General features: G+C 50.5%; 24 protein-coding genes and 1 other RNA gene. 13 read left to right on the top strand and 12 right to left on the bottom strand.

What is annotated here, in order from left to right; translation table 11 throughout:
* Positions 1-38: 38 nt before the first annotated feature.
* The 3 genes from OEL83_15300 to pal all read right to left on the bottom strand — a co-directional run bounded on the left by OEL83_15300 (position 39) and on the right by pal (position 2183).
* The gene (locus OEL83_15300; GenBank protein ID MDK9708408.1) at positions 39-920 is read right to left on the bottom strand and encodes a YicC family protein; all 882 of its coding nucleotides are present in this window, start codon (positions 918-920) and stop codon (positions 39-41) included.
* A 200-nt stretch (positions 921-1120) separates the two neighbouring features.
* The gene (locus tag OEL83_15295; GenBank protein MDK9708407.1) at positions 1121-1651 is read right to left on the bottom strand and encodes an OmpH family outer membrane protein; all 531 of its coding nucleotides are present in this window, start codon (positions 1649-1651) and stop codon (positions 1121-1123) included.
* A gap of 19 nt (positions 1652-1670) precedes the next feature.
* Positions 1671-2183 (bottom strand): peptidoglycan-associated lipoprotein Pal, encoded by a 513-nt coding sequence (pal, locus tag OEL83_15290; protein ID MDK9708406.1) that lies wholly within the window; start codon positions 2181-2183, stop codon positions 1671-1673.
* Positions 2184-2573: 390 nt separating this feature from the next.
* On the opposite strand from pal, the gene OEL83_15285 reads away from it, so the two are divergent.
* The 3 genes from OEL83_15285 to OEL83_15275 all read left to right on the top strand — a co-directional run bounded on the left by OEL83_15285 (position 2574) and on the right by OEL83_15275 (position 4866).
* Entirely contained in the window at positions 2574-2996 is a 423-nt protein-coding gene (locus OEL83_15285) for a hypothetical protein (protein ID MDK9708405.1), read from the top strand.
* Positions 2997-4316, top strand: coding sequence for a radical SAM protein (locus OEL83_15280; protein ID MDK9708404.1), 1320 nt, complete (start codon positions 2997-2999; stop codon positions 4314-4316).
* 133 nt (positions 4317-4449) lie between these two features.
* Complete coding sequence (locus tag OEL83_15275) at positions 4450-4866, top strand: transcriptional repressor (GenBank protein ID MDK9708403.1); 417 nt, start codon at positions 4450-4452, stop codon at positions 4864-4866.
* Between the two features lie 93 nt (positions 4867-4959).
* On the opposite strand, the gene tyrS is transcribed toward OEL83_15275, so the two are convergent.
* The 6 genes from tyrS to OEL83_15245 all read right to left on the bottom strand — a co-directional run bounded on the left by tyrS (position 4960) and on the right by OEL83_15245 (position 10197).
* On the bottom strand, positions 4960-6171 hold the full coding sequence (tyrS, locus tag OEL83_15270; protein MDK9708402.1) for a tyrosine--tRNA ligase: 1212 nt from the start codon (positions 6169-6171) through the stop codon (positions 4960-4962).
* Positions 6172-6207: 36 nt separating this feature from the next.
* A complete protein-coding gene (gene rny, locus OEL83_15265; protein MDK9708401.1) occupies positions 6208-7773 on the bottom strand; it encodes a ribonuclease Y in 1566 nt (521 codons plus the stop codon).
* A gap of 635 nt (positions 7774-8408) precedes the next feature.
* Positions 8409-8582: non-coding RNA, 6S RNA (ssrS, locus tag OEL83_15260), on the bottom strand.
* Between the two features lie 205 nt (positions 8583-8787).
* Positions 8788-9087 carry a cell division protein ZapA gene (locus tag OEL83_15255; protein ID MDK9708400.1) on the bottom strand — a complete coding sequence of 100 codons (300 nt, stop codon included), beginning with the start codon at positions 9085-9087 and terminating at the stop codon, positions 8788-8790.
* A 56-nt stretch (positions 9088-9143) separates the two neighbouring features.
* The gene (locus OEL83_15250; GenBank protein ID MDK9708399.1) at positions 9144-9566 is read right to left on the bottom strand and encodes a hypothetical protein; all 423 of its coding nucleotides are present in this window, start codon (positions 9564-9566) and stop codon (positions 9144-9146) included.
* A 145-nt stretch (positions 9567-9711) separates the two neighbouring features.
* On the bottom strand, positions 9712-10197 hold the full coding sequence (locus tag OEL83_15245) for an 8-oxo-dGTP diphosphatase (GenBank protein ID MDK9708398.1): 486 nt from the start codon (positions 10195-10197) through the stop codon (positions 9712-9714).
* A 140-nt stretch (positions 10198-10337) separates the two neighbouring features.
* On the opposite strand from OEL83_15245, the gene OEL83_15240 reads away from it, so the two are divergent.
* From OEL83_15240 to OEL83_15215, 6 genes are all read left to right on the top strand, one after another.
* Positions 10338-11780, top strand: a complete 1443-nt coding sequence (locus tag OEL83_15240; GenBank protein ID MDK9708397.1) for a transglycosylase SLT domain-containing protein — start codon at positions 10338-10340, stop codon at positions 11778-11780.
* Positions 11781-11891: 111 nt separating this feature from the next.
* Positions 11892-12257, top strand: coding sequence for a molybdenum cofactor biosynthesis protein MoaE (locus tag OEL83_15235; GenBank protein MDK9708396.1), 366 nt, complete (start codon positions 11892-11894; stop codon positions 12255-12257).
* A gap of 202 nt (positions 12258-12459) precedes the next feature.
* A complete protein-coding gene (locus tag OEL83_15230; GenBank protein ID MDK9708395.1) occupies positions 12460-13299 on the top strand; it encodes an HDOD domain-containing protein in 840 nt (279 codons plus the stop codon).
* 11 nt (positions 13300-13310) lie between these two features.
* A complete protein-coding gene (locus OEL83_15225) occupies positions 13311-15452 on the top strand; it encodes a response regulator (GenBank protein MDK9708394.1) in 2142 nt (713 codons plus the stop codon).
* Between the two features lie 5 nt (positions 15453-15457).
* The gene (locus tag OEL83_15220; protein ID MDK9708393.1) at positions 15458-16825 is read left to right on the top strand and encodes a YihY/virulence factor BrkB family protein; all 1368 of its coding nucleotides are present in this window, start codon (positions 15458-15460) and stop codon (positions 16823-16825) included.
* A 71-nt stretch (positions 16826-16896) separates the two neighbouring features.
* A complete protein-coding gene (locus OEL83_15215) occupies positions 16897-17427 on the top strand; it encodes a hypothetical protein (protein MDK9708392.1) in 531 nt (176 codons plus the stop codon).
* Positions 17428-17524: 97 nt separating this feature from the next.
* Here OEL83_15215 and OEL83_15210 read toward each other — a convergent pair whose 3' ends face one another.
* Complete coding sequence (locus tag OEL83_15210; GenBank protein ID MDK9708391.1) at positions 17525-18040, bottom strand: DUF1566 domain-containing protein; 516 nt, start codon at positions 18038-18040, stop codon at positions 17525-17527.
* A 633-nt stretch (positions 18041-18673) separates the two neighbouring features.
* Here OEL83_15210 and OEL83_15205 point away from each other — a divergent pair.
* The gene (locus OEL83_15205; protein MDK9708390.1) at positions 18674-18880 is read left to right on the top strand and encodes a hypothetical protein; all 207 of its coding nucleotides are present in this window, start codon (positions 18674-18676) and stop codon (positions 18878-18880) included.
* A gap of 29 nt (positions 18881-18909) precedes the next feature.
* Positions 18910-19176 carry a hypothetical protein gene (locus OEL83_15200; protein ID MDK9708389.1) on the top strand — a complete coding sequence of 89 codons (267 nt, stop codon included), beginning with the start codon at positions 18910-18912 and terminating at the stop codon, positions 19174-19176.
* An 88-nt stretch (positions 19177-19264) separates the two neighbouring features.
* Here the strand turns inward: OEL83_15200 and OEL83_15195 are convergent, their stop codons facing one another.
* Entirely contained in the window at positions 19265-19600 is a 336-nt protein-coding gene (locus OEL83_15195; GenBank protein ID MDK9708388.1) for a hypothetical protein, read from the bottom strand.
* Between the two features lie 296 nt (positions 19601-19896).
* Here OEL83_15195 and maoP point away from each other — a divergent pair, with 296 nt between their 5' ends.
* Together maoP and OEL83_15185 are read left to right on the top strand one after the other, a co-directional pair.
* Positions 19897-21477 carry a DUF413 domain-containing protein gene (gene maoP / locus OEL83_15190; protein ID MDK9708387.1) on the top strand — a complete coding sequence of 527 codons (1581 nt, stop codon included), beginning with the start codon at positions 19897-19899 and terminating at the stop codon, positions 21475-21477.
* Positions 21478-21592: 115 nt separating this feature from the next.
* Positions 21593-22306, top strand: a complete 714-nt coding sequence (locus tag OEL83_15185) for a hypothetical protein (protein ID MDK9708386.1) — start codon at positions 21593-21595, stop codon at positions 22304-22306.
* Positions 22307-22335: 29 nt separating this feature from the next.
* Here the strand turns inward: OEL83_15185 and OEL83_15180 are convergent, their stop codons facing one another.
* Positions 22336-22521 carry a hypothetical protein gene (locus OEL83_15180; protein MDK9708385.1) on the bottom strand — a complete coding sequence of 62 codons (186 nt, stop codon included), beginning with the start codon at positions 22519-22521 and terminating at the stop codon, positions 22336-22338.
* Between the last annotated feature and the right edge of the window lie 27 nt (positions 22522-22548).

Here is a 22548-nt window from a genome sequence, read left to right as displayed (position 1 = left end):
TCATGACAAAGCCCGGCAGAGCCTCAAAAAATAATTGACTATTCGATGTTCTGAACTTGTTCACGCATTTTTTCCAACTCGCTTTTCAGGTCTACAGTGAGATGGGCAATCGCTGCATCGGTAATCTTCGAGGCGAGGGTATTAACCTCCCGAAGAAATTCCTGGATGAGAAAATCGAGCTTTCTTCCCACGCCGCCATCTTCAGTCAGAAACAGGGTAAACTGTTTAATGTGACAGCGCAATCGAACAATTTCCTCGGTAACATCGACCTTATCAGCCATTATTGCAACTTCCTGGGCTAGACGGCCTGGATCAAGCTGGACATTGCCAAGCAGCTTTTCAAGACGATCGTTAAGAGAGTTTCGCCGCTGCGAAAGGAGCTCCGGAATGCTTTTCTCAATGGTATCCACGGTTGCAGCAAAGGATTGTACCCGAGCCGTCAGGTCTGCCGCCAAAACATCACCTTCCTGCATTCTCATGGCATCACACTGGCCAATTGCCTGGTCAATGGCAACTTCCACCAATGGCCAAATCTCTTCGAGATCATCTTCCTTCTGTTCCCTCAGCAACACTTCAGGGAAGGAGGCAATAAGCTGTGGCGTTAACTCGAGAGCAAGATGAAATTCCTCGGCAATGGTTTGAAGGGCATTTTTGTATGCAGAGGCGAGTGCCAGGTGGACTTTCACCTCTTGGAGATCTGAAAAGTCACCGGCTACCGAGAGAAAAAGTTCAATGCGTCCGCGTTGACAGGCAGCACCAACCTTGCGGCGAATTCGATCTTCCAACGAAGTATAGCCCCGGGGCAGTTTCATTTTAAGATCAAGATATCTGTTGTTTACGCATCGAACCTCAGAGGTCCAAATTCTCCCACCGCTGCTCATCTCGCCACGGCCAAAACCGGTCATACTCTTAATCGCCATGTCATCCCTTACTATCGATCTTTATGTGTACCAAAAGCGAACACATTTGTTTTAGTTTCTGTTTTTTGTGAAGCTACGTAGGTTGAAAGTGTACTGAGCACCTTAAAGTGCGTATCCGTAAAAAAACAAAACGATGTAGAGAGAAACCCCTCTACATCGTTTTGTAATACCAGCAATAGTGCAATAACACGAACAGGAATCTACTTACCAGCCATTGCCTCATTCAGCTTTTTAACAATGGCATCGCTTATCTCGATTGCATCATCGAAATAAACAACACCATTCTTTGAATCCAGGATTGCGGTATAGCCTTTCTCCTTGCCGAATTTTTCGACGACCTTTTCGAGGGCTTTCAGGATCGGTTCAAGTTCCTTATCCTGTAGCTGCTTCATCTCAAATCGAGCATCATCAGTTTTTGCTTGAAGTTCCCGGCCGTTTTTCTGGTACTCTCGTACCTTTTCGGCCTTTTTCTCTTCACTCCAGGCGGAACTTTTTTTCTTAATCTCATCCTGAAGAACCTTCAGAGCCTCTTCTTCTTTCTTGAAGCTTCCCTGCAGTTCCTTCATCTTTACATCAAACCGTTCCTTCGCCGCTTTTCCAGATTCACACGAAACAATGACCTTCTGAACATTGATAACACCGATCTTCAGGTCAGCGGCGAAACTGTTATGGGCCGCGAAACAGGCAAGAAGGAAAAACACTCCCGCCGACAGGATTCTCTTATAAGCCATGAGCATCTCCAGATTGCGCTTACTGTACAACTACGAAATCGGCCCTTCTGTTCTGTGCCCAAGACATCTCATCCTGGCCCTGCAGCAACAATCTCTCTTCGCCGTAGCTTACGGTGCTGAGTTTTGCCTCACTTACACCAAGATTCATCAGATACTTCTTGGCGCTCAGAGCACGACGCTCGCCAAGGGCCATATTGTATTCATTGGTACCACGAGGATCACAGTTGCCCTCGATTCTGATCTCATATTTCGGGGATTTCTTAATGAAATCGGCATTTACTTCTATACGGGCTACCTGATCTTTTCTAACATTGGCATTATCAAAATCAAAGTAAACAGGCAGCATTCCTTCGGTGGTACGGCCTTCGCTGATACCCAGCGGTTTTGAGTCAAGTGACTCCATCGGGCCAGCTGCAGCTTTTGGCTCAACTTTCATTGCCTGATCGGTTTCAGTCTTGGAACCACAAGCGGTCAAGGCCAACATTGACAAACAAACTAACGCGGGCAACACAAATCTCTCTTTTCTTACCATGGGGACCTCCAGTCTTTCTAATATGAATTAGGTTGAAAAATGATGTGATGTGGTGATTTTGCGCCGGAGGGGGACCGGTCGCATTGTTGTGACAAGCTAGGCAATATATAAGGAAATCATTCATACTTCAACAGAAATCGTACACAATCAAACCTCTTTTTTCTTGTCATTACGGTGCCAATTCCCTCCCTCCATCGAGAATTTTTCAATCGATCCCTGCTAAACACGTAAACTTCCCCTGCATCGTACACGTAGCTCCGGTATTTTAGCAAATCAATTGCAAATTTAGGCTAGTGATAATTAGCTTTTCAGATTATAAAGTCCATTATACGGATGTCCCGGTTCCGACCTTCCACCACTTTTTGGTGATGCAAACAATTGGAGAGTTTAATGGCCAAAGCGAATATAAGCCCCAACAGGGCTACCGATAGAACTATACGTACCATTGATCGAAAAAGAGAACAGGAGCGCCGCAAGATGTTCCTTCGCGCGAAGGATCATGCCCAAGAATTTGCCGCAAAACTCGTTCAGCGCTTACTTGACCGGGAAATTATTGAGACAAATTCAGTTACTGCCGTCAAGGAAGCCTTCGAGAGCCAGCTGCTGAAACTCGGTTACATCGAAGAATTCGAATTACAGATGAAAATTGCTCCGGTTCGTACCGTTGCCCAAGATCCTAATGTAGTGAGCCTGTATTTCACCCAGTACATAGTCGAAGATCTCATCCAGAACCCGGCCATCCAGGATGTATTCGGTGATGATCTGGATATCTACAGAGCTGTCGACTCTGTATTTAGAGTCCTCAGAGAGTAGATGCGCCACCCCGACTCCAGTCCCTGCCTGCTCATCGCTGATCAAGATGGTAACATAAGCGAATTTCCCGAACTGCTCATGGCCGGAATGAGCAATGGCGCATACATACGCCCTTCCGCTGAGGATCTCATTCCCCTGCCGCAAGGAAGTGAGCTATTTACTCTCCCCGGCAGGTTCCCCGTAGGTTGGGATCGAGAAACCGACGAGCCGGTTGTTCTTACCGAAAATCCCTATACTGGAGGCAAGGTGCAGGCCGTTGCCGCCTTTATGGCTCCCGCGCACACTGCCATTCTAACCGGCAGCTACCAGACGCAACCAGGCGCCCCGATCCTTCCGCTCTTTGCCTATACGGCTGTCGGCTGGTACCGCGATAGATTCTGGGTGGCCGGATTTCGCAGCGATGCCGACAAACGGCAGGATGCCGACCAGTACCGGCCAAAATCCGTTGCAAGCCGGACCCGGAAAAAGCTCAAGCAACACCCAAATAACCGGCTCATCCAGCACTTGGGCAAATGTTGCCTCACCTATAATTGTCCTGCAGCACGTAATTATTTCCTTGGACGCTGGGAGGCCCCGCTGCCAACCTCGCCGACCTGCAATGCCCGTTGTTTAGGCTGCATTTCCTTGCAGCCGTCAGGATGCTGCCCCTCAACCCAGGACAGAATCACCTTCGTGCCAAGCGCCAATGAAATTGCGGAAATGGCCATAGCGCATCTGGAAACAGCTGAGACGCCTATTGTCAGTTTTGGCCAGGGTTGTGAGGGTGAACCGCTTCTGCAAACCGGCACCATCGCCGAGGCCATTCGGCTCATTCGCAACCATACGGACAAAGGAACAATCAATCTCAATTCCAATTCCAGCTTACCAAAGGGTGTTGAGGTCCTCGCTTTGGCCGGGTTGGACAGTATCAGGGTCAGTCTCAACTCCGCACAGGAGTTGTTCTACAATAGGTATTACCGGCCGGCAGGTTATTGCTTTTCCGATGTTATGCGCTCAATCGATATTATGAAGGAGCATGGCCGTTTTGTTTCCTTGAACTACTTTATTCTCCCCGGCTTCACCGATGCAGAACTGGAGTTCGCTGCACTGCGTCACCTGATCCGCAGCCATCGTCCTGACTTCCTGCAGTTACGGAACTTGAATATTGACCCGGAATGGTATCTCCAGTCCCTCGATTTTCCCAAAAATTCTGTGGCTCTAGGCATTCGACAATGGTTGACTCGCATCCGCGAAGAATTCCCCTTTCTTCGTTTCGGTTATTTCAACCCCCAGAAACCTGACAACATCATTCCCTCCACCTTAGCGGGCAGCTCCCGTTAACAGCCGATAACCGAGCCAGGTTCAAAGCGCTTTCTCTTGTAAAAAGACAAATATTCTTTGCAACTATTAACAATTAGGATAATATGCCACTTAAGAAAGCTTATCATTAACCACAGGAATGGAGCAAATAACCATGGAACAATTGCCAAACATGCGTTTGACAACGCAACGGCAAATCATCCTTGAGGAACTTGGGAAAGTGACCTCCCATCCGACTGCCAATGAAGTCTACGACATGGTACGCAAACGCCTGCCACGAATTGGATTGGGGACAGTATACAGGAATCTTGAGCTCATGGCTGATAGCGGTATTATACTGAAACTGGAAGTTGGCGGCACACAGAAGCGTTTTGATGCGACGGTTGAACCTCACTATCATATTCGCTGCTCGACCTGTGGAAAGGTTGACGACATCGACATGGAGGTCCAGGAACAGATTAATCTTGCCGCCGAGAAGGCCAGCAACTATATAATCCTCGGCCATCACGTTGAATTTTCAGGAATCTGCAGGGAATGCTCTAAGAAGCAGAAGAAGTCTCCTCTGCACTGAGTTTTTGAATCGTTGCAGAACAGCAAAAAAGCAATGGGGAAAAGGCGGATAACGCTCGCCTTTTCCCCATTGCCATAAAAATTCCCAATTCTCTCAGCCGAAGAGAACCTTACAAAATCGCCTTTTCCCTACCTTAACAAGTCTTTCTCCTTCAGGGGGAAGGAGCATATTTACATCGGTTGCCCTTATCCCATCAATGGTAACAGCGCCCTGCTGAATCATTCTACGGCCTTCAGAAGTTGAGTTTACCAGACCGGCCTCAACCATGAGCTGCGGTAGAGCTATTGGCTCACCGGCGGGAAATCGCTTCTCCGCCAGATCATCCGGCACCCCACCCTTCTGGAAGACCTTCTCAAAATTATCTTCAGCGGCCTGGGCAGCCTCCGGGCTGTGAAAACGAGCGGTAAGCTCCCGGGCGAGACGCTTTTTCGCCTCTTTCGGATGAACCTCGCCTGCCTCGACCTTTGCCCGTAGGTCGGCTATCTCGTTGGTACTCAGATCGCTCAACAGGTTATAATACCGAAACATCAGGATATCAGAGACAGAGAGGATCTTACCGTAAATATCATCCGCCGATTCGCTAATGCCGATATAATTGCCCAGTGATTTACTCATCTTGTTGACCCCGTCCAAACCCTCAAGAAGGGGCATGGTCAATACCACTTGGGGCTCCATTCCCCTTGAGCGTTGGAGATCCCGGCCCATGAGGACATTAAACAGCTGATCGGTGCCACCCAGTTCAACATCCGCCTGCATAGCAACCGAATCATATCCTTGAATCAGCGGATAGAGGAACTCGTGAATCGAGATCGGCCTGCCGGTGTCAAACCTGTTGCGAAAGTCCTCCCGTTCAAGCATCCGGGCCACGGTCAACTCCGAGGCCAATTTGATCATGTCGATGGAGGTGAGTTTTCCAAGCCACGAACTATTGAATACTACTTGGGTTTTTTCAGGATCAAGGATCTTGAATACTTGCTGTTTGTAGGTCTCGGCATTCGCCGCAACCTGCTCCACGGTCAAGGCCTTACGGGTATCGGATTTCCCTGTCGGATCACCTATCATCCCGGTGAAATCGCCGATCAGAAAATAGACATCGTGCCCCAACTCCTGGAAATGTTTCAACTTCTGCAACAAGACGGTGTGTCCCAAATGCAGATCGGGAGCGGTCGGATCAAATCCCGCCTTGATCTTTAGGGGAATACCGGTTGCCTCGGATTTTTGCAGTTTTTTGATGAGCTCATCGCGGGCGATGATGTCAACCGCACCCCGTTCAATCAACTCTAGCTGTTCTTTAATTGAAGCCATATTTACAAACCGTTGGTGTCACTTGGATGGTTCTCGTTATTTTGCGTATTCGACGGCACGGGTTTCTCGAATCACGGTCACCCGAATCTGTCCGGGATAGGTCAACTTGCTTTCTATAGCCCGGGCGACGTCCTGACTGAGCACTGTCGCCTCTTCATCCTTGACCTTGTTCGAATCGACAATTATGCGCAGATCCCGGCCGGCCTGAATCGCATAAGATTTCTCCACTCCTCTGAAATCATTAGCAATGGCCTCAAGATCCTCAAGGCGTTTGACATAACTCTGCAGCATTTCCTTCCGGGCCCCGGGTCTTGCCCCGGACAAAGCATCCGCCGACTGCACCAGGATGTCAATAACACTCTGCGGAGTCTGTTCTTCATGATGGGCACCAATGGCATAAACGACCTCTTCCGGCTCGCCGTATTTCTTGGCAAGATCCCGGCCGATAATGGCGTGGGAGCCCTCCACCTCGTGATCAACCGCCTTGCCGATATCATGGAGCAATCCGGCCCGTTTGGCCATTTTCACATCTACACCCAATTCCGAAGCCATAATTCCGCAGAGGAAAGAAACCTCCAGGGAATGCTGCAGAACGTTCTGACCATAACTGGTACGGTATTTCAGCCGGCCAAGGAGGTTAATCAGCTCAACATGCACCCCGTGCGCACCAACATCGAAGGTCGCCTGCTCACCTGCCTCGCGCATGGTGATTTCCAGATCTTTGGTGACCTTATCGACAACTTCTTCAATCCGGCCGGGATGAATTCTGCCATCGTTAATGAGCTGTAACAGGGCCTGACGGGCTACTTCCCGTCGTACCGGATTAAACCCGGACAATATCACCGCTTCGGGGGTATCATCGATAATGATGTCGATGCCGGTCGCTGCCTCAATAGCCCTGATGTTCCTGCCCTCGCGGCCGATAATCCGACCCTTCATTTCATCGTTCGGTAGCGGCACCATCGATACCGTCCGGTCGGCGACATAATCACCGGCATATCTGGAGATGGCCAATGCGAGAATATTTTTGCCTTTGCGATCGGCCTCCATTTTCATTTCGTTTTCAATTTTGGCAAGCCTTTTAGCGGCCTCCATCCTGGCCTCACTTTCCAGTGAATCCATAAGGATCTTCTTCGCTTCTTCCTGACTTATCCCGGCAAGTTTTGCCAGTTCATAGCGTTTCTTGGAAATCAGTTCATCGGCTTCTTTATGCTTTGCCTGCCATTCGATTTCCTGCTGGCTGACTCGACGCTCATTTTCAAGCAGCTCATTTTGTTTCCGATCAAAACTGTCCCACTCTCTTTTCAGGCCTTCTCTTTTTCTTTTAAGTTGCCGCTGTTCGTCCTTCAACTCCTCTCTTTCGGCTTTAAGCTCCTCTTCGAGGGCCTGCTTGACCTGATAGGCGGCCTCTTTGCTTTGCAGAAGGGCCTCTTTTTTCAGGCGCTCTGCCTCGCTTATGGCGTTTTCGATAATCTGCTTGCTTTGAATTTTAATACTTTTTTCATTGCTCTCGGTGACACGCTTCCGCAGGTAAAACCCGATAAGCAAGCCGACGAGAATACCGGCACAGGCAAAAAGAAATGGATAACCTAATGAACTCATAGAATAATCCTATCGTAATGAAGATTGACAGGACAGAAAAAGGAGGGAGCAAAGGACAACAGAAACGACAGGAGGGACTTTGAGTTAACTAGAGACTATATCAGAATAATAACCGATGCTTAAAGGCATTGACCAAGCACATGCAACACCCTGCGCCGACAAAACCACACCAGTAATCCAAAGAAGGGATATACATACCTTCCCTGGCTATCCCCCTCAAACACACAAGCGGTCCCAAGACCCCATCCGGGCCTATTGGCCCTGGTCACGCCCGCGTAAGGACTGCACCTCGGAGTTCTCTTCACTCAGGATGAAACCGACCAAGCAGCTAATCATTCAGATAACATAATACCAGTAGAAACAAACCCCAGTATATCGCTCCATTAAAGGAGCTATCCCACCTGCCATCGTGAGAATAGTTGATCCAGATACCACCTTATGCGCCGATTCATCTGGAAGAGTATCTAAAAAAGCAATCCTGCTTCCCTGTATTCGTACTCTGTACCGACAGCACCTTTCTGCTGAAGCCAATCTTCTATTATATGTTTAACCGGCCAAAGGCTGAACCACATGTACCATTGAGGAACCCTTCAACCAGATAGAAAAACACAGGCGGTCAATGCCGTCTGTTGAAAATCTTCCCCACACTGCCGTGTCACCAGGAAAGTTAAACCTAAATGAATAGGTGGGCACCTCATAATGGCATCGGGAAATTCGCAGAACGATTTTCCTTCAGCCACCAGCGGAGTTGCCCTTTTTATGGGAGTTGGCTCAACACACACTGAAGATCACCAACAGTGCAGGGAGAAGTCGTAACTACCCCGAAAATCGGGCGAAATCTTTAATGCTCAAAAATACTTCCAAAAAACCATCCCCATTCCCAATCCGGGGAAGAACCTCCATAAACCAAATTTACCGATTCAAAACCACGCATATTAATGTGCTCAAAAGCCAAGAGAACAACTAAATTATAGCAGACTTTCCGGCAAACGAAAACATTTTATAGTGAATGCCTCATTCGGTCAAAAGCTTCGCTCGGATGTCCTCACTGAGACGAATCATCCTCTGCTCAGAATCCCACCGGTAATCCTCATACTCTTGCTTCAGTTTGATATACTGAGAAGCAATGTTCATACATGCCAGAATGGCTATCCGACCGACCGGCAAGGTGCCGGTACTCTGGCTGGTCCCGCTTTCGACAAGCTGCCGAACCATTGAAAGAATCAGTCGCAATTCATCTTCCGAGGCCGCAGTATAAAATTTAAATTCCTGCCCCAGCAGCTCGAATTTGACCAATCTTTCCGTATCCGTCATAGCAGCTCAGCCCCGATTACTTTTCCCGCCGCAGCGCATCCCCCCAACTTCAACTTTCAGGAAGTATGGCCGGTTGGCATACCGATCGAGAAAAGGTTTTGCTGTACCCTTCCCTCTTCCTCGCCGCGACGTTCAGAGGTCGCCTTCCGTTCCTGCGAGAGCTCGCTATCCTGAGCACCCTCATCCTCCTCACTGGCAACGATCTCCTCGACGGCTTCAGGTTCGGGCACCTCGACGGTGTCTTCCACCAGTCCCGACTCCCATTCCTCAATCTGTTCGACAATTTTGCTGACCCGCTGACTTATTTCGCTGCGCTCTATTTCTTTAGAGGACAAATTGGCCCGCAACTCGTCAATCTGAAGCTCACGCTGTTGCAATTCCTCAAGTAACCGTGCCTTCTCCGCACGCAACTCGGTAAAACCCGCCAAGAGCTTTTCAACAAACTGCTCAAGACGACGAAGTTCACTTTCATGACTCATGTCAATCACCCCTCAAGTATTTTTGCCCTTAAAGACTCTTGCCGGTTGGCTTTTCGAAAATGCCAAACGACAAAATTCCCTTGAGAATCTATCAAAACTTACCAGACTCGGAATATACCATGCGGTCTGTGCACTGCAACCTCTATCAGTTTCGCGAGTAGCTCCAGCTTATAGGACGAGCATTCTCGTATGGCATAAAGCCATGAAAAACCCTGGGGTCATTGTCAAAAACCAATGGTAAAAAATATTTATCTCCTTCCCACATCGGCAACTTTAAGATATCAGCGACATCGACCCACACCAGATCACCTTCTTCGTTGGTCATCTCCGGTGTACCACTAAACTGCTCGACGCAATAGATAAACCCAAACCAGTTTTCTCCGTGCGGTCCGAATCCGGTCCAGTTAATTGTTCCACGTAACACCGCTTTCTCACAGTGAATATTAGCCTCTTCGAATATCTCCCTCACCAAACATTGATAGATATCCTCAGCCGGCAGCATTTTCCCTCCCAGGCCGTTGTATTTGCCGAGATGCTGATCCTCAGGCCGCTTGTTCCGATGGACAAGCAAGGTCTTTTGCCGATCGGGAGACAATATGTACCCCAAGGTTGCAATTATTGGTGTATACATCCCCACCCCCATATTTCGTTCTGAAAATCAATATACATATTCCGATGTTCTCTCTCTTATGCTATAAATAATCTAGTAACCTGCAAGGGTACTCAAGGTTGATCGACAATTCTCTCAGGCAATACGATTATTCGCACACAATGACCGCAACCGCTCTCCACCGCATTGCACTTGCAAAGCCGCTGTTGTATTTCACCCTTCTGTGGAGTTTGCTGTTTTTTACGACAGCGGGGTTCGCCCAAACAACCAGCCAGATCTTTCCGCAATATCCGACAATTAGCAAGAACGTGCAATTCTGGGAAAAGATCTATGCCGTCTATTCTCTCAGACAGGCAGTTATACATGACTCGGAAGATTTATCAAAGATATACCAGGTGGTAACTCTTGCTGACCCCAATGCGCCGGGAGGGCGGCAACAAAATACCATCATTCAGAAGCAAGCCTGCGAAAGATACAGCGCCATGCTCAGCAGATTGGCAATACAACCGCCAAGCTCCGCCGAGGAGCAGCGGGTGGCAGCTCTTTTTACAGGAAAGAACGCCAGGCAGGATATGGCCTTGGCCGCAAATACCGTGCGCAGCCAATCCGGCCAAAAAGAGCGATTCCTCGCCGGAGTGATCGCCTCACGGCCATATATTGCCGAGATCAGGAAGATTCTTCGTAGCTATGACCTGCCGGAGGAACTGGCCCACCTGCCCCATGTTGAATCATCCTTCAATTTCCGCGCCTACTCCCGCATCGGGGCGGCCGGCCTTTGGCAGTTCACCAGAGAAACCGGCAAACAATACATGACAATCGACCATATCATCGACGAGAGACTTGACCCCATCACCGCTACCCATGCTGCCGCCAAATACCTCGCCAAAAGCTATCGAACCCTCAACAATTGGCCGCTGGCGATTACTTCCTATAATTACGGCCTTGGCGGTACGATGCGGGCGGTAAACGAAGAGGGCTCTTACGAAAGGATCTTCACCAACTATAACAAGGGCTACTTCAAATTTGCCGCGAGAAATTTCTATCCGGAATTCCTTGCCGCTAAAAATGTCGCAACCTATGTGGAGAATAATTACCAGGGAAGTCACGCAGTCGAGTCACGTTTCTATTACCTGAGACTTCCCGGATACGTTCACATTCGGGATATCTCCCGTCATTTCGGCTTGCCGGTAGAAGTCATTGAAGACATCAACCCGGCACTTCGACCGCCAATCATCAGCGGCGATAAGCTCATTCCCAAAGGGTATACCCTCAGGCTTCCCGCCGGCGGTAAAACCAACCAACTTGTAGCAGCTCTCTCCTCATCACTCTTTAAAAACGATCAAAAATCAAGCCAATATCACTTGGTCCGAAAGGGCGACACCGTCAACAGCATCGCTCGACTGTATAAGGTTTCCTTGAAAAGCCTGGCCAAAGCCAACAACCTCGAGAAAATTTCCTCCATCCGCCCAGGACAGAGTTTGCTGCTTCCGGGAAAAGCTGAGGCGAGCATCGATAACGACTCCAGAACTAAAACCGGTTCTACTCGGATAAACGTTCAAAGGAATTTGACCACCAAGGAAACCTTACCTCCAAAAGAGGTATAACGCATCAATTCGCCCCACCCCGCAGCAAGACAAGAGTGGCGCACCCTGGCAAAACAACTGAAAATAGCCCCAGTTAAAAATCCTCCTCTTTACGAATGCAACAGGAAACAAATGGACATAACCAAAACCATAGAAGAGCTTAAAAAACGTCCCGGATTCACTGAAAATGTCGGTATGATCCTTATCCACAACGGCGTGGTCCGCGACTGGTCGCGGCAGGATCGGGCCAAGGTCTCCGCCCTTGAGGTCCAGCCAAACCTAGAGAAAATTGAGGCTCTCCGCCAAGAGTACCTGCAACGACCCGGCATTTTTGAAATACTCGTTGAAGCCAAAAACGGCACGATGCAGCCGGGCGACGACCTCCTCTACATCATCGTGGCGGGAGATATTCGGGAGAATATAAAGCCGGTACTTGCCGAACTGCTTGACAGGATCAAGGCGGAGGCGGTGCAGAAAAGGGAAATCTTTTCTGCCTAAAAACGGCAAACAGAATTTCAAATGACCCTTGCAAAAGGGCCATCTCTTGACGAATAATTCTTCAGAAGCCCTCTTCATACCGCAAGGGCATACGGTTCGTTTGAGCAAACAAGCTGCTTGACTCAGTTTTATATTCCATCCCTGAAGCACAGGCATCACTTACGTGCCGCTGGGAACAAGCCCAGGCAGCAGGAGGAGAACTATGCAGAAAACAATTAGTTTTATTGAAAAATTTTCCGAAGTTCACCCCCTCCCCCATATAGTCACGACAATTTCCCGACTGATCGCCGACAATGAGTCGACCATGAAGGATTTTGAAGAAGTCATCAAGATGGACCCCGTTTTGGTGACGCGTCTGCTCCGTCTGGTCAACAGCCCCTTCTACGGTCTAACCCAAACCGTTGATTCCATTGGCAGGGCTGTTGCCTTTCTCGGGATGAAGAATTTGCACAACCTTATTGTCGCCGACGCCCTGAAAACCCTCTTCGTCACCAAAGAGATCAAGTCCTCGCCTTTTTCCAAGAAACTTCTTTGGCTGCACAGTGCAGCGGTCTCCATCTGCAGCAAGATGGTGGCTGAACGAATCTTTGGCATCAACGGCGATGATGCCTTTCTCTGCGGCATTCTCCACGATTTTGGACTGATCGTGGAGGAACAAGTTGATCGCCAGGCATTTCATCATATCTGTGCCTCCTGCACGTCTGCCGCCGACCTCATCGGCATGGAACAGCAGGCCTTTGGCACCGATCACTGTCAGATCGGCTATTGCATGACCCTGGACTGGAACATGCCAATCACCATCCAGGAGGCCATCCGCGATCATCATACCATCTCCGCCACCTTGACGCCTTCGAACCTCACCGGAATCATCCAGATATCCGAATACATCGCCGGTCAGCTGAACCATACTACCCTGCCGGATATGCCACCTCAGATATCCCCCCTCTTAATGAAACACCTGGAAGATAACAGCGATGAATACAACGTGCTCATTGAAGACCTTCCTGAAGAAATGGCGAAGGCTCAGGCGATTTACGGCTGAGAGAGGTGTCTATGACCGGTCTTTTCAGTGAAGTTGTCACCCCCGTTAGTCAAGTCAAGGAACTGCTCGCCTACCTGGAAGAGAATCTTCCAGGCCTGGAAGTACTTGCCGTCACCGATGACGGATCACATATCCCCGAGAATCAAGCCTCCTCATTTCCCGGGGGGCAAGCAGAGGGAAAAGCGAAGTTCGGCTGCCAACAATCGGGCATTGACCAGCCTCTGTTTGCCGGCGGCAAACTTTCCCTCACCATCCCCCTTCCCGCCTTAAAGGCCACCCTCTTCTGCAGCACGGAGCCGGAAGATTTTCGTTCAAAAGGCATGGAAGGCCTTCTCCGCCTAGCAATCCAGGGGTATTTCAACCAAAAAGAAGTTGAACAGCTGCACAAGAAAATCACCATTCAAAAAAACCAATTCAAGCGTAAATTCCAGGTAATGGATGAAAAACACCAAAAAATGCTGGAAGAGGCGCAACGCAGCTACCTGACCATCCAGGAACAACAGGACAACTACTCCCGAACGCTCAAATCGGAGATAGAAAAACAAACCCATGAACTCCGCAAATCGAAAACCGATGCGGAGGCGGCAAACGTAGCGAAAAGTCAATTCCTCGCCTCGATGAGCCATGAGATCCGCACGCCCATGAATGGGGTCATCGGCTTCACCGACATGCTGCTGGCAACCGAGCTGGATGAGGAGCAGAAGGATTTCGCCCTGACCATCAAGCGCTCCGGCGAGTCTCTCCTGTCACTTATCAATGATATCCTTGACTTTTCCAAGGTCGAGGCCGGGCAAATGACCCTTGAGTATATCGATTTCGATCCGGAAATAACCGCCCATGATGTCTGCGAGTTGATCCGTCCCCGGGTTGTCAACAAACCCATTGAGGTCCTTTGCCGCATCGACGATCTATTACCGGCAAACATCAAGGGCGATCCGGGCAGGTTCCGGCAAGTGCTCGTCAACCTCCTTGGCAATGCCGCAAAATTTACCGAGAAAGGCGAATTGGAGCTCAGTATCGAGGTCGCTGAGGAAACCCCTGATACCATTACCATCCTGTCGAAGATCCGCGACACCGGGATCGGTATCGCCGAAGATAAATTCACTTCAATCTTCGAGGCCTTCAAGCAAGCGGACGGCACAACCACCAGAAAATACGGCGGTACCGGTCTTGGCCTGACCATATGCCGGAAAATAGCCGGCCTCATGAACGGCAAGGTCTGGGTAGAATCAACGCCGGGGGTAGGAACAACCTTTCTCTTCACCGCCGTCATGCAGAAGTCATCCATCCAGCTTTCGCACCGGCCTACCGTCGAAAATCTCATGGGCAAAAAGGTCCTCATCGTCGATGACAATCGGGCCAACAACGAAATCCTCCGAGGGATGCTGGAAAAGGCGGAGATGCAGGTAATGACCCTTCTCGACAGCACAACCGCCATAGCCGAACTCATCCGTGCCGAAAAAGAAGGAAAACCCTTTGATGCGGCCATTCTCGATTTGCAGATGCCCTTTATCTCCGGCTATGACCTGGCAACCCGGATCCGAACGGCAAAACTTGCCAATCCGGCCCTGCCCCTTCTTGCCTACACATCGTCTACGGAAAGAGTGGCACTGCGGTGCAAGGAGGCCGGATTCACCGCCTTTCTCACCAAGCCGGCCCGGCGCAACATCCTCCTTCGCACCCTGTCGCGGATTCTCGGCGCCAAGGAAGACGCTCAACAGCCTTCCGAGGACAAAAAACTTGTCACCCAGTATTCACTGCGTGAGGAGCTGAAGCAATCGGTGCGAATTCTCCTTGCCGAAGACAATCCGGTCAATCAAAAGCTGGCGATGGTGATGCTTTCCAAGGCCGGCTATAAGGTTACCATAGTAGCCAATGGCAAACTGGCGGTGGAGGCCTTCACCAAAAATCCCGAATCGTTCGACACCATCCTCATGGACATCCAGATGCCGGAAATGGACGGCTATGAAGCGACGCGACAGATCCGCCGGCAGGGTTTTACCGATATCCCGATTATCGCCATGACCGCCAATGCCATGAAGGGCGATAAGGAACTATGCCTTGAGGCAGGAATGAACGACTATATGACCAAGCCGATCAAGAGAGAGATCGTCTTTCAGGTCCTTGAACGATGGCTGCAACTACAAAACTGAAAGGGATGAAGACACCCCCTCCGACACCGCCTTCCTGCCATTCACGGCTTCAAGCATGGGCCGATCGCAGCCATTCCACCTCCTTTTCCGGAAGTGGCCTGTGGCGTGTGGTTGTGCGTCTTTTGCTCATCACCGCCACGGAATTTGACAAAAATGCCCTGTCAATGCGCTCGGCGGCCCTGACTTACACCGTGCTCCTGTCGCTTGTACCCATCCTGGCAATGAGCACCGCTGTTGTAAAAGGCCTCGGCGGCGGCGATCAGCTGCGAAAAGCGGCACATAGTTATATCGACACCCTGGTGGAAAGGGGAGGGAAATCCCCCGGCCAGACCCAAAATAGCCCATTACTCACTAAAACCGAGGTCCCAGAACATCCGATAAGCCTCACCAGCCACCTGCGATCAGCAGTTGATCAACTCTTTGATTATGTGGATAGAACCAATTTCGCCACCCTTGGCACTCTTGGTGTTGTTGGTATCCTCCTCAGTGTCATCCTGGTTCTCAGTTTCATTGAAGAGGCCATGAACAGCATCTGGCGGGTGGCAAGCGGCAGGTCGCTGCTCCGTAAGATTGCCGACTACCTGACCCTTCTCATTCTTTTGCCGATTTCCATCAACGTCGCCTTCGCCGCCAGTGCCTTATTGCAAAGCCCGGCAATGATCGCCAAAATCGATATTCTTCTGCCCTTTGCCTGGCTGCAGGCCCTTCTGCTGAAAGCGATACCTGTGGTAATCATTACCCTGACCTTCTACATCATGTATATATTTTTCCCAAACACCAAGGTCAAAACCCTGCCTGCCCTGGTCGGAGCAACCTTGGCGGCTGTGCTGTGGACGGCGGTGCAGGATATCTATATCTCTCTGCAGATCGGGGTGGCCAACTACAATGCCATCTACGGGTCGTTTGCCAGCTTGCCGCTCTTTTTGGTATGGATCTACTTGGGATGGCTGTTCATCTTGGGCGGTGCGCAGGTGGCCTTTGCCTGTCAGCATATGACGACCTACAGATTCTTGCCGCTCGCTGTCGTCCCCTCCTTGAAACTTGGAGCGGCCTTTGACATCATGGACCGTATTGTCTCGGCCTTTACCGACGCCAGGGCGATACATTCGGATAAGCTGGCATCCTGCCTACCTGACTACGACCAGGCGGTTATCTCCGAGGTCTTGGCCAAGCTTCGCCAGGCCGGTTTGGTTCATGTCTCGCAATCCGATGGCCGGCTGCTCCCCGCTTCACAGGTGGAGGGTGACCTCTACCGGGCAATCGTGGTCACTATTTTCGGTACAAATACTACCGATACCGAGGGTGGGGCGAAAAGCCTGCAGGTCATGGAGGCGGCGACCAAGGCGATTGCCTCTTCGCGAGCAGACGGATGAAAATATCGACCCGGAAAACTCCCTTGCGACCTTGTCGCAAACAACATGAACCTTAAAAAGGACTGAAGATCATGGGAATCAGCATTGTTTTCACTCTCACCGGTACCGACAAGGTTGGCCTCGTCGATGAAATCACCAGCAGCTTGCTCGGACTGGGCGGCAATATCGAAACCAGCAGAATGGCAAGACTCGGCGGAGAATTCGCCGTGCTCATGCTCGTCACCTTTCCCGCCGGCAAGGAAATGGCCCTGCAGGATACCGTCGCCAATCTGACGGCCCGCGGTTACAAGGTCACCACCACCCCCACCAGAGACGACGGCCAGGCCACCCATCCCAGCTGGCTGCCGTACCGGATCGAGGTGCACGGCGCCGACCACGAGGGCATCGTCCACGATATCGCCCACTCCCTGGCTGTACGGGGCATCAGCATCGAAAGTATGGACACCGGCAATACCCGGGCACCGAATAGTGGTGCTCTGCTCTTTAACATGAAGGCCCTAGTCTTGGTGCCTCCAGGGTTAGACGAACATCTCTGGCGGCTCGAACTGGAAAATTCCGGGCACGACCACCATGTGGACATTACCATATCAGCTGGAAATTAAACGATCATTAAAACAAGATGACAAAGCACCTGCAAGCGGGTCGCGGCCAGACACAACAGTGCAATACGGACTGGAACCGCGATGATCAAGAGTTAATTCAATCGGACATCGAAGGGGAGCCCTTCTCAAAGGCGTGATAATTTCTCTGCCGGACGGCGAGGACCCTGAACCGCCTGGACAGGGTCTTGCAGGTCCAAAACTGGTTGCCGGGAAGAAAATTGAATCCCCAGGCAGATGCATCATCCTGGATTTCACTGCTCCAGACATCGGTCATGCTAATGCCAAAAAGAGGAGAGAGGTTGTCCTTCTTTTTATTCATTTTATAGAGGCCCCGCAGTTCACTGAGGGTTGGCAACCGCCAGCCGCCCCCGCCTGTTGACAGGCCCTTGACCCAACGACAGCCTTCCACCCAGCTCATGTCTTTGTCCGGTCCCGGAAGCCATTCCAAGCCGCTGAAACAATCGCAGACCACCCCGTTGGCGAAGGCGACGTATCTGCCGTCACGGGCGACTATCTCGGGGCGATACAGCAACTGGACTTTAGCAGCTTTGCCGGCGCCTTTTTTTCTTTCGGGATTCCACTGCTGCGTTTGCTGTTGTGCAATGGTTTGCATGCCAACCTCACGAATTCACATACTATGTATATCAAGAAATGTGTATCTAAAATAGTAGACGCCAATTGAGAAATTTGCAACCAGACTCTTGCCAATTTCGCAATAGCCAAAGACTAGAATCTTCTTTGATACTCTGCGTTATCGGTTGATATAATGATTTTTTTAGCATCTGAGCAGCCTTTTTTCCATAGAACAATGGAAAGTTGATACTCCCAGGGCCGCAGAGTTTGCACAAGGGACAAATTACTGCACGAACCATTTAAAAATTGCATGCAATATTAGTATCTTGCGGAGTATCGTCGTTATTAGGCCGGGAACTGCCGGGTTGAACCTCTTGCTTGTCCTAAAACAAACAGTGAATTCTCTGAGATGCCATTTACTGCAAGCATGGCTGGAGATGTCGATGCTGTATCACCTCCTTGGGAAAATTGTTATCTGCAATGCCCTCTGTTTTTTTGACTTGTTGGCCGGGAAAGCTTACCTTTAGCAGAGAAATGAGGAAACACCATTGTCAATACGTCAATGGATACTGTAACAGTGCGCATCGGGATGGGGCACATCGGCAAATAAGCGGCACGCCAGCACAGCGACGATCGCCAACAAGGCTTACACGGGCAATACCAGGTAGAACAAATGGATACCAGTAACAGCATCAGCGCAGCCCAATATTCCGCTGGGATATCTATACTGCGCTCGGCCAATAAGCAGCCGGAACTTGCCCTGGAGCTTCTTATCCAGACCCTAGCAGGGACCCAGGCCCCAACGCCAGCGCCAGCCGACGGCGTCCCGGTCGCGGCCGGCACCGGCACCACTGGTCAAATAATTGATATAATCGCCTAAAGACAACAACATCACATACGAGGATAGCTATGGATATGAAGGAAGAGGTCAACAGACTCATCGAAAAACTGAAAATGGAACGGGATGAAATAAACCTGAAGATCCACCTCGCCTCGATGGACGCCAAAAAGGAGTATGAAGAGGCGGAGAAGAAGTGGCGTCAGGTGAAGGCGAAGGCGTCTGAGATAGCCGATGATGCGGTGGAAACTTCAGACGACTTCATAGCCAAGACCAAGATCGTCGGCGAGGAGCTGAAGGAAACCTACAACCGGATTTCCAAACGCCTGTCGAAATAGCAGCATGGCGTTTTCGCCTTGGTCCATTACCATACCCCGCCTCTGGAGGCCTGTCGCTTAATCGGATAGGGCCACCTCCGACGGGGTATTATTCCTGCATTTCAAACTTTTCGAGAGTAAAATCGACGCCTTCTTTACCCGAAAACACAGCAACAGCGAGATAGCTGGAACGAACCACCTTACCGGAATCATTACGGTATTCAACCACTCCCCGCACCTCGTACTTACCTTCCCCGCCATAAACCACCGGCGGTTTGGCCATTTCGAAATGGGCATTGCCAGGATTTGGCAGTTGCTGACGCACATGGTTCTGGACAAAGGTAACCGCTTCGTTGCCATAGCCACTCAAATCCTTATTGACGGAGGCGTAGTAAACGATAAAAGCGGCAAAAACGACAATAAAAACAACATTTTTAATACTCATTGTTGCTCCCTGGAAAAACAGCTTAAGGTACTAAACGACCGCGCTCCGGCAATGACCAGCAGCGGCGGAAACAGCCTCACAGGCAACACTATGCCGACTCGGCAGTATCTGGCTGCTTCCTGTACTATTGAAAAATCGATGAAAACTGGATGCCCTCCCGGCCAAATCTAGTGTAAGATTTCTGGGCCATTATACCAGGACGCTGTCCGCGTGTATCCTGGATATCGTCACCTTGTGATGAGAAATTGCCGGGTGCCCTGAAATATCCTCCGCCCTGCCGACACTTTGCAACGACCATGATACTACCCAGATTTCTTCTTGTCTTGCCCCTATTACTCGCGATGTGCGGCTGCTCGTACCTCGAAAGCACCCTCAAGCAGACCCACCTTTCCATGCTCCGCAAGCAGGCCCCTACTCAGCGACTCTACAAGCATATGCTTGAAACCGACAATTTCTTTGTATTCGGCAAGGTTGAAAACGGCAAGGCCCTCAACGAAGAAGCAACGGCGGTTATTGCCGTCTCCGATCTTTATCAAAAAAGCGAAATGGTCGATATCAGCCATTTTTCCCGAATAAACTCCTATTACGGCCTGACCCTGCCGGCAGGAAACTACCAGCTCCTGGTGGTAAGCGACCTCAACCGCGATGGCTACTTCGATGCAACCGAGGTTGTCGGCGGCAAAACCGTGACACTGAACCTGGACCAGATTCCAGCGAAGGTACTCGGCGATTTCAATATTGATCTCGATACCCCGTTTGTCTTTCGATCCACCATCACCTTTCGTACCGAGGTGCGGCAACCCGAGGCCTTGGCCGAATCGCTGTTCTTTCCCAAGGGCTCAATCAGAAACCTCGACGACGAAATCTTTTCGAGGCGGATGGCAAGCCTCGGCATGTATGAACCGGCGGCCTTCCTTGAAGAAGCACCGATGATGTTCTATGCGATGGAGGAGGATCAGGGATACAAAGTACCGGTGGTCTTTGTCCATGGCATCGACGGCAGTGCCCGTGATTTCGCGGATATTGTGGCAAATCTTGACCGCAGCCGCTATCGTCCGTGGTTCTTTCACTATCCTTCCGGCAACGATTTGAGTCAGTTGAGCGAGATGTTTTACAATATCTTTCTTTCCGGAAACACCGTGAACCTCGGCACCGTTATGCCTATGGTGATTGTCGCACACAGCATGGGTGGCCTGGTCGTGCGCGATGCCTTGAGCCGTCGGTCCGGCAAGGAAAAAGAGACCAAAGTCACCCGCCTCATCACCATCGCCAGCCCGCTTGGCGGGCACCCGGCCGCTGCCATGGCCTCCCAGGCGCCGGTTGTCATTCCTTCCTGGCGGGATGTCGATCCCAACAGCCAGTTCATGCGCCATTTGCGTCGCCAAAAACTTCCCGATGGACTCGAATTCCACCTGCTTTATGCCTATGGTAACGAAAATACCGTTAAGCTCGGTGAAAACAGCGACGGGGTGGTACCGCTGTCAAGTCAGCTGAGCCCCCATGCGCAAAACGAATCGACAGCGCAGTTCGGTTTCAACGATACCCATACCGGCATTCTGAATAATGCCGATGCAATTAAACGGATCGTTGCCATCATTGAAACTGTCCGGCCGCCGTATCCAGACGACCATATCAATGAACTGATCAAAGGAGGCTACAAGATACCCCTTGGCGACGACTATTCTCCACTGGGCAAGTACTGCATTCACAACATTGGCCATTGGCTGGAGGCCTTGGCGGCAGGCAGGATACAACCGATCGATCCTATCCATAGCCATTTCGTCCGGGTCATCCAAGGGGTGGAGGGCCCTGACACTCCGGTTGAAAAGGATTGGATGCGCTTTATCAAGGAGTATCCGCAACGTGACGGTCTTTAACCGGCGAGGTTCAGCAACAAAGGAAGGTGCAAAAGAAGATGAAAGGTGGGTCGCAACTCCAATCTATTTCTTGATATTCATAGAATAATTTCTCATTTCACCGGAGGAGAGCAGAATGAACCGGCTTTGTCGTTTACCATTCAGGGGTTTTCCAGCCAGTCGCCAACTGGCCAAGGCATTTTTCTTGTGCATCATCGTCTGCCTGCTTCCGGGTTGTGTCGCCAATGTACAGATCCCCACCATCGAGCAGTTCCAACTGGTATCGGCAGCCAAGGAGGAAAATATCGATACCGAGGCACAAAGGAAATTGCTGCTCGATGGATTGTATCAACTCCTCAAGACCAATGAAGGTCTGGAAATTCCCGTGTGTACTGCGACCAGAGAGTCGAGAGAGTGCACCGACAATGGCTTCGGCGTCTTTGTTCTCGGTGGGCCGATTCCCGGAACGGGTGGCAGGACGGTCTATGTATTCAGCAAGATATCGCTTAGCGACAACCAATTGGAGTTCACCAAGGACAACCGGGGAACAACATTTATCGGCACCCCGATGTACGTCATGGAGAACCAGTGCCAGGCGAAGGTCGTGGACGGCGGGATGATGGTGACAATGCCCAGGTATTATGCAAGCTGGATGGGGGTAGGCCAGATGTTTATGGCCGAGGGCTGGGCCATTGATTATATAGATCTCAGCCGCGGAATCGTCGGACTGCAGATGGAACTCGATATTAAAGGCCTGTTCACGGTCGGCGGCGGTTCGCGCTACCTCCTCCTCAAATTCCCCAAGATTCCTGACGAATCAATAAAAACGCAAGAGAATCCGGGAAAATAGCCATGCACCACCGACGAAATTCCCGGACATCACGCATGCCTTTTTTTCTTCGTGCCCCCTCCTCTTTCCAGTTTTTCTTTTAGAAATTCATAGAAAGGGTACTGGCAGTCACTTCGCCGCGGGCCTTTACGGTACTCGTCGACTATCTTGCGGATCTGTGCTGTGCCGTATCGGCTCAATTCGACAAGCAAATCTTCATACTGTTGCGGGTTCATAGGTCACTCCCTGGCTGAGATTCATCT

This window comes from Desulforhopalus sp. (assembly GCA_030247675.1).
Taxonomy (GTDB): domain Bacteria; phylum Desulfobacterota; class Desulfobulbia; order Desulfobulbales; family Desulfocapsaceae; genus Desulforhopalus_A.
This window is presented reverse-complemented; position numbering and strand designations above follow the sequence as displayed.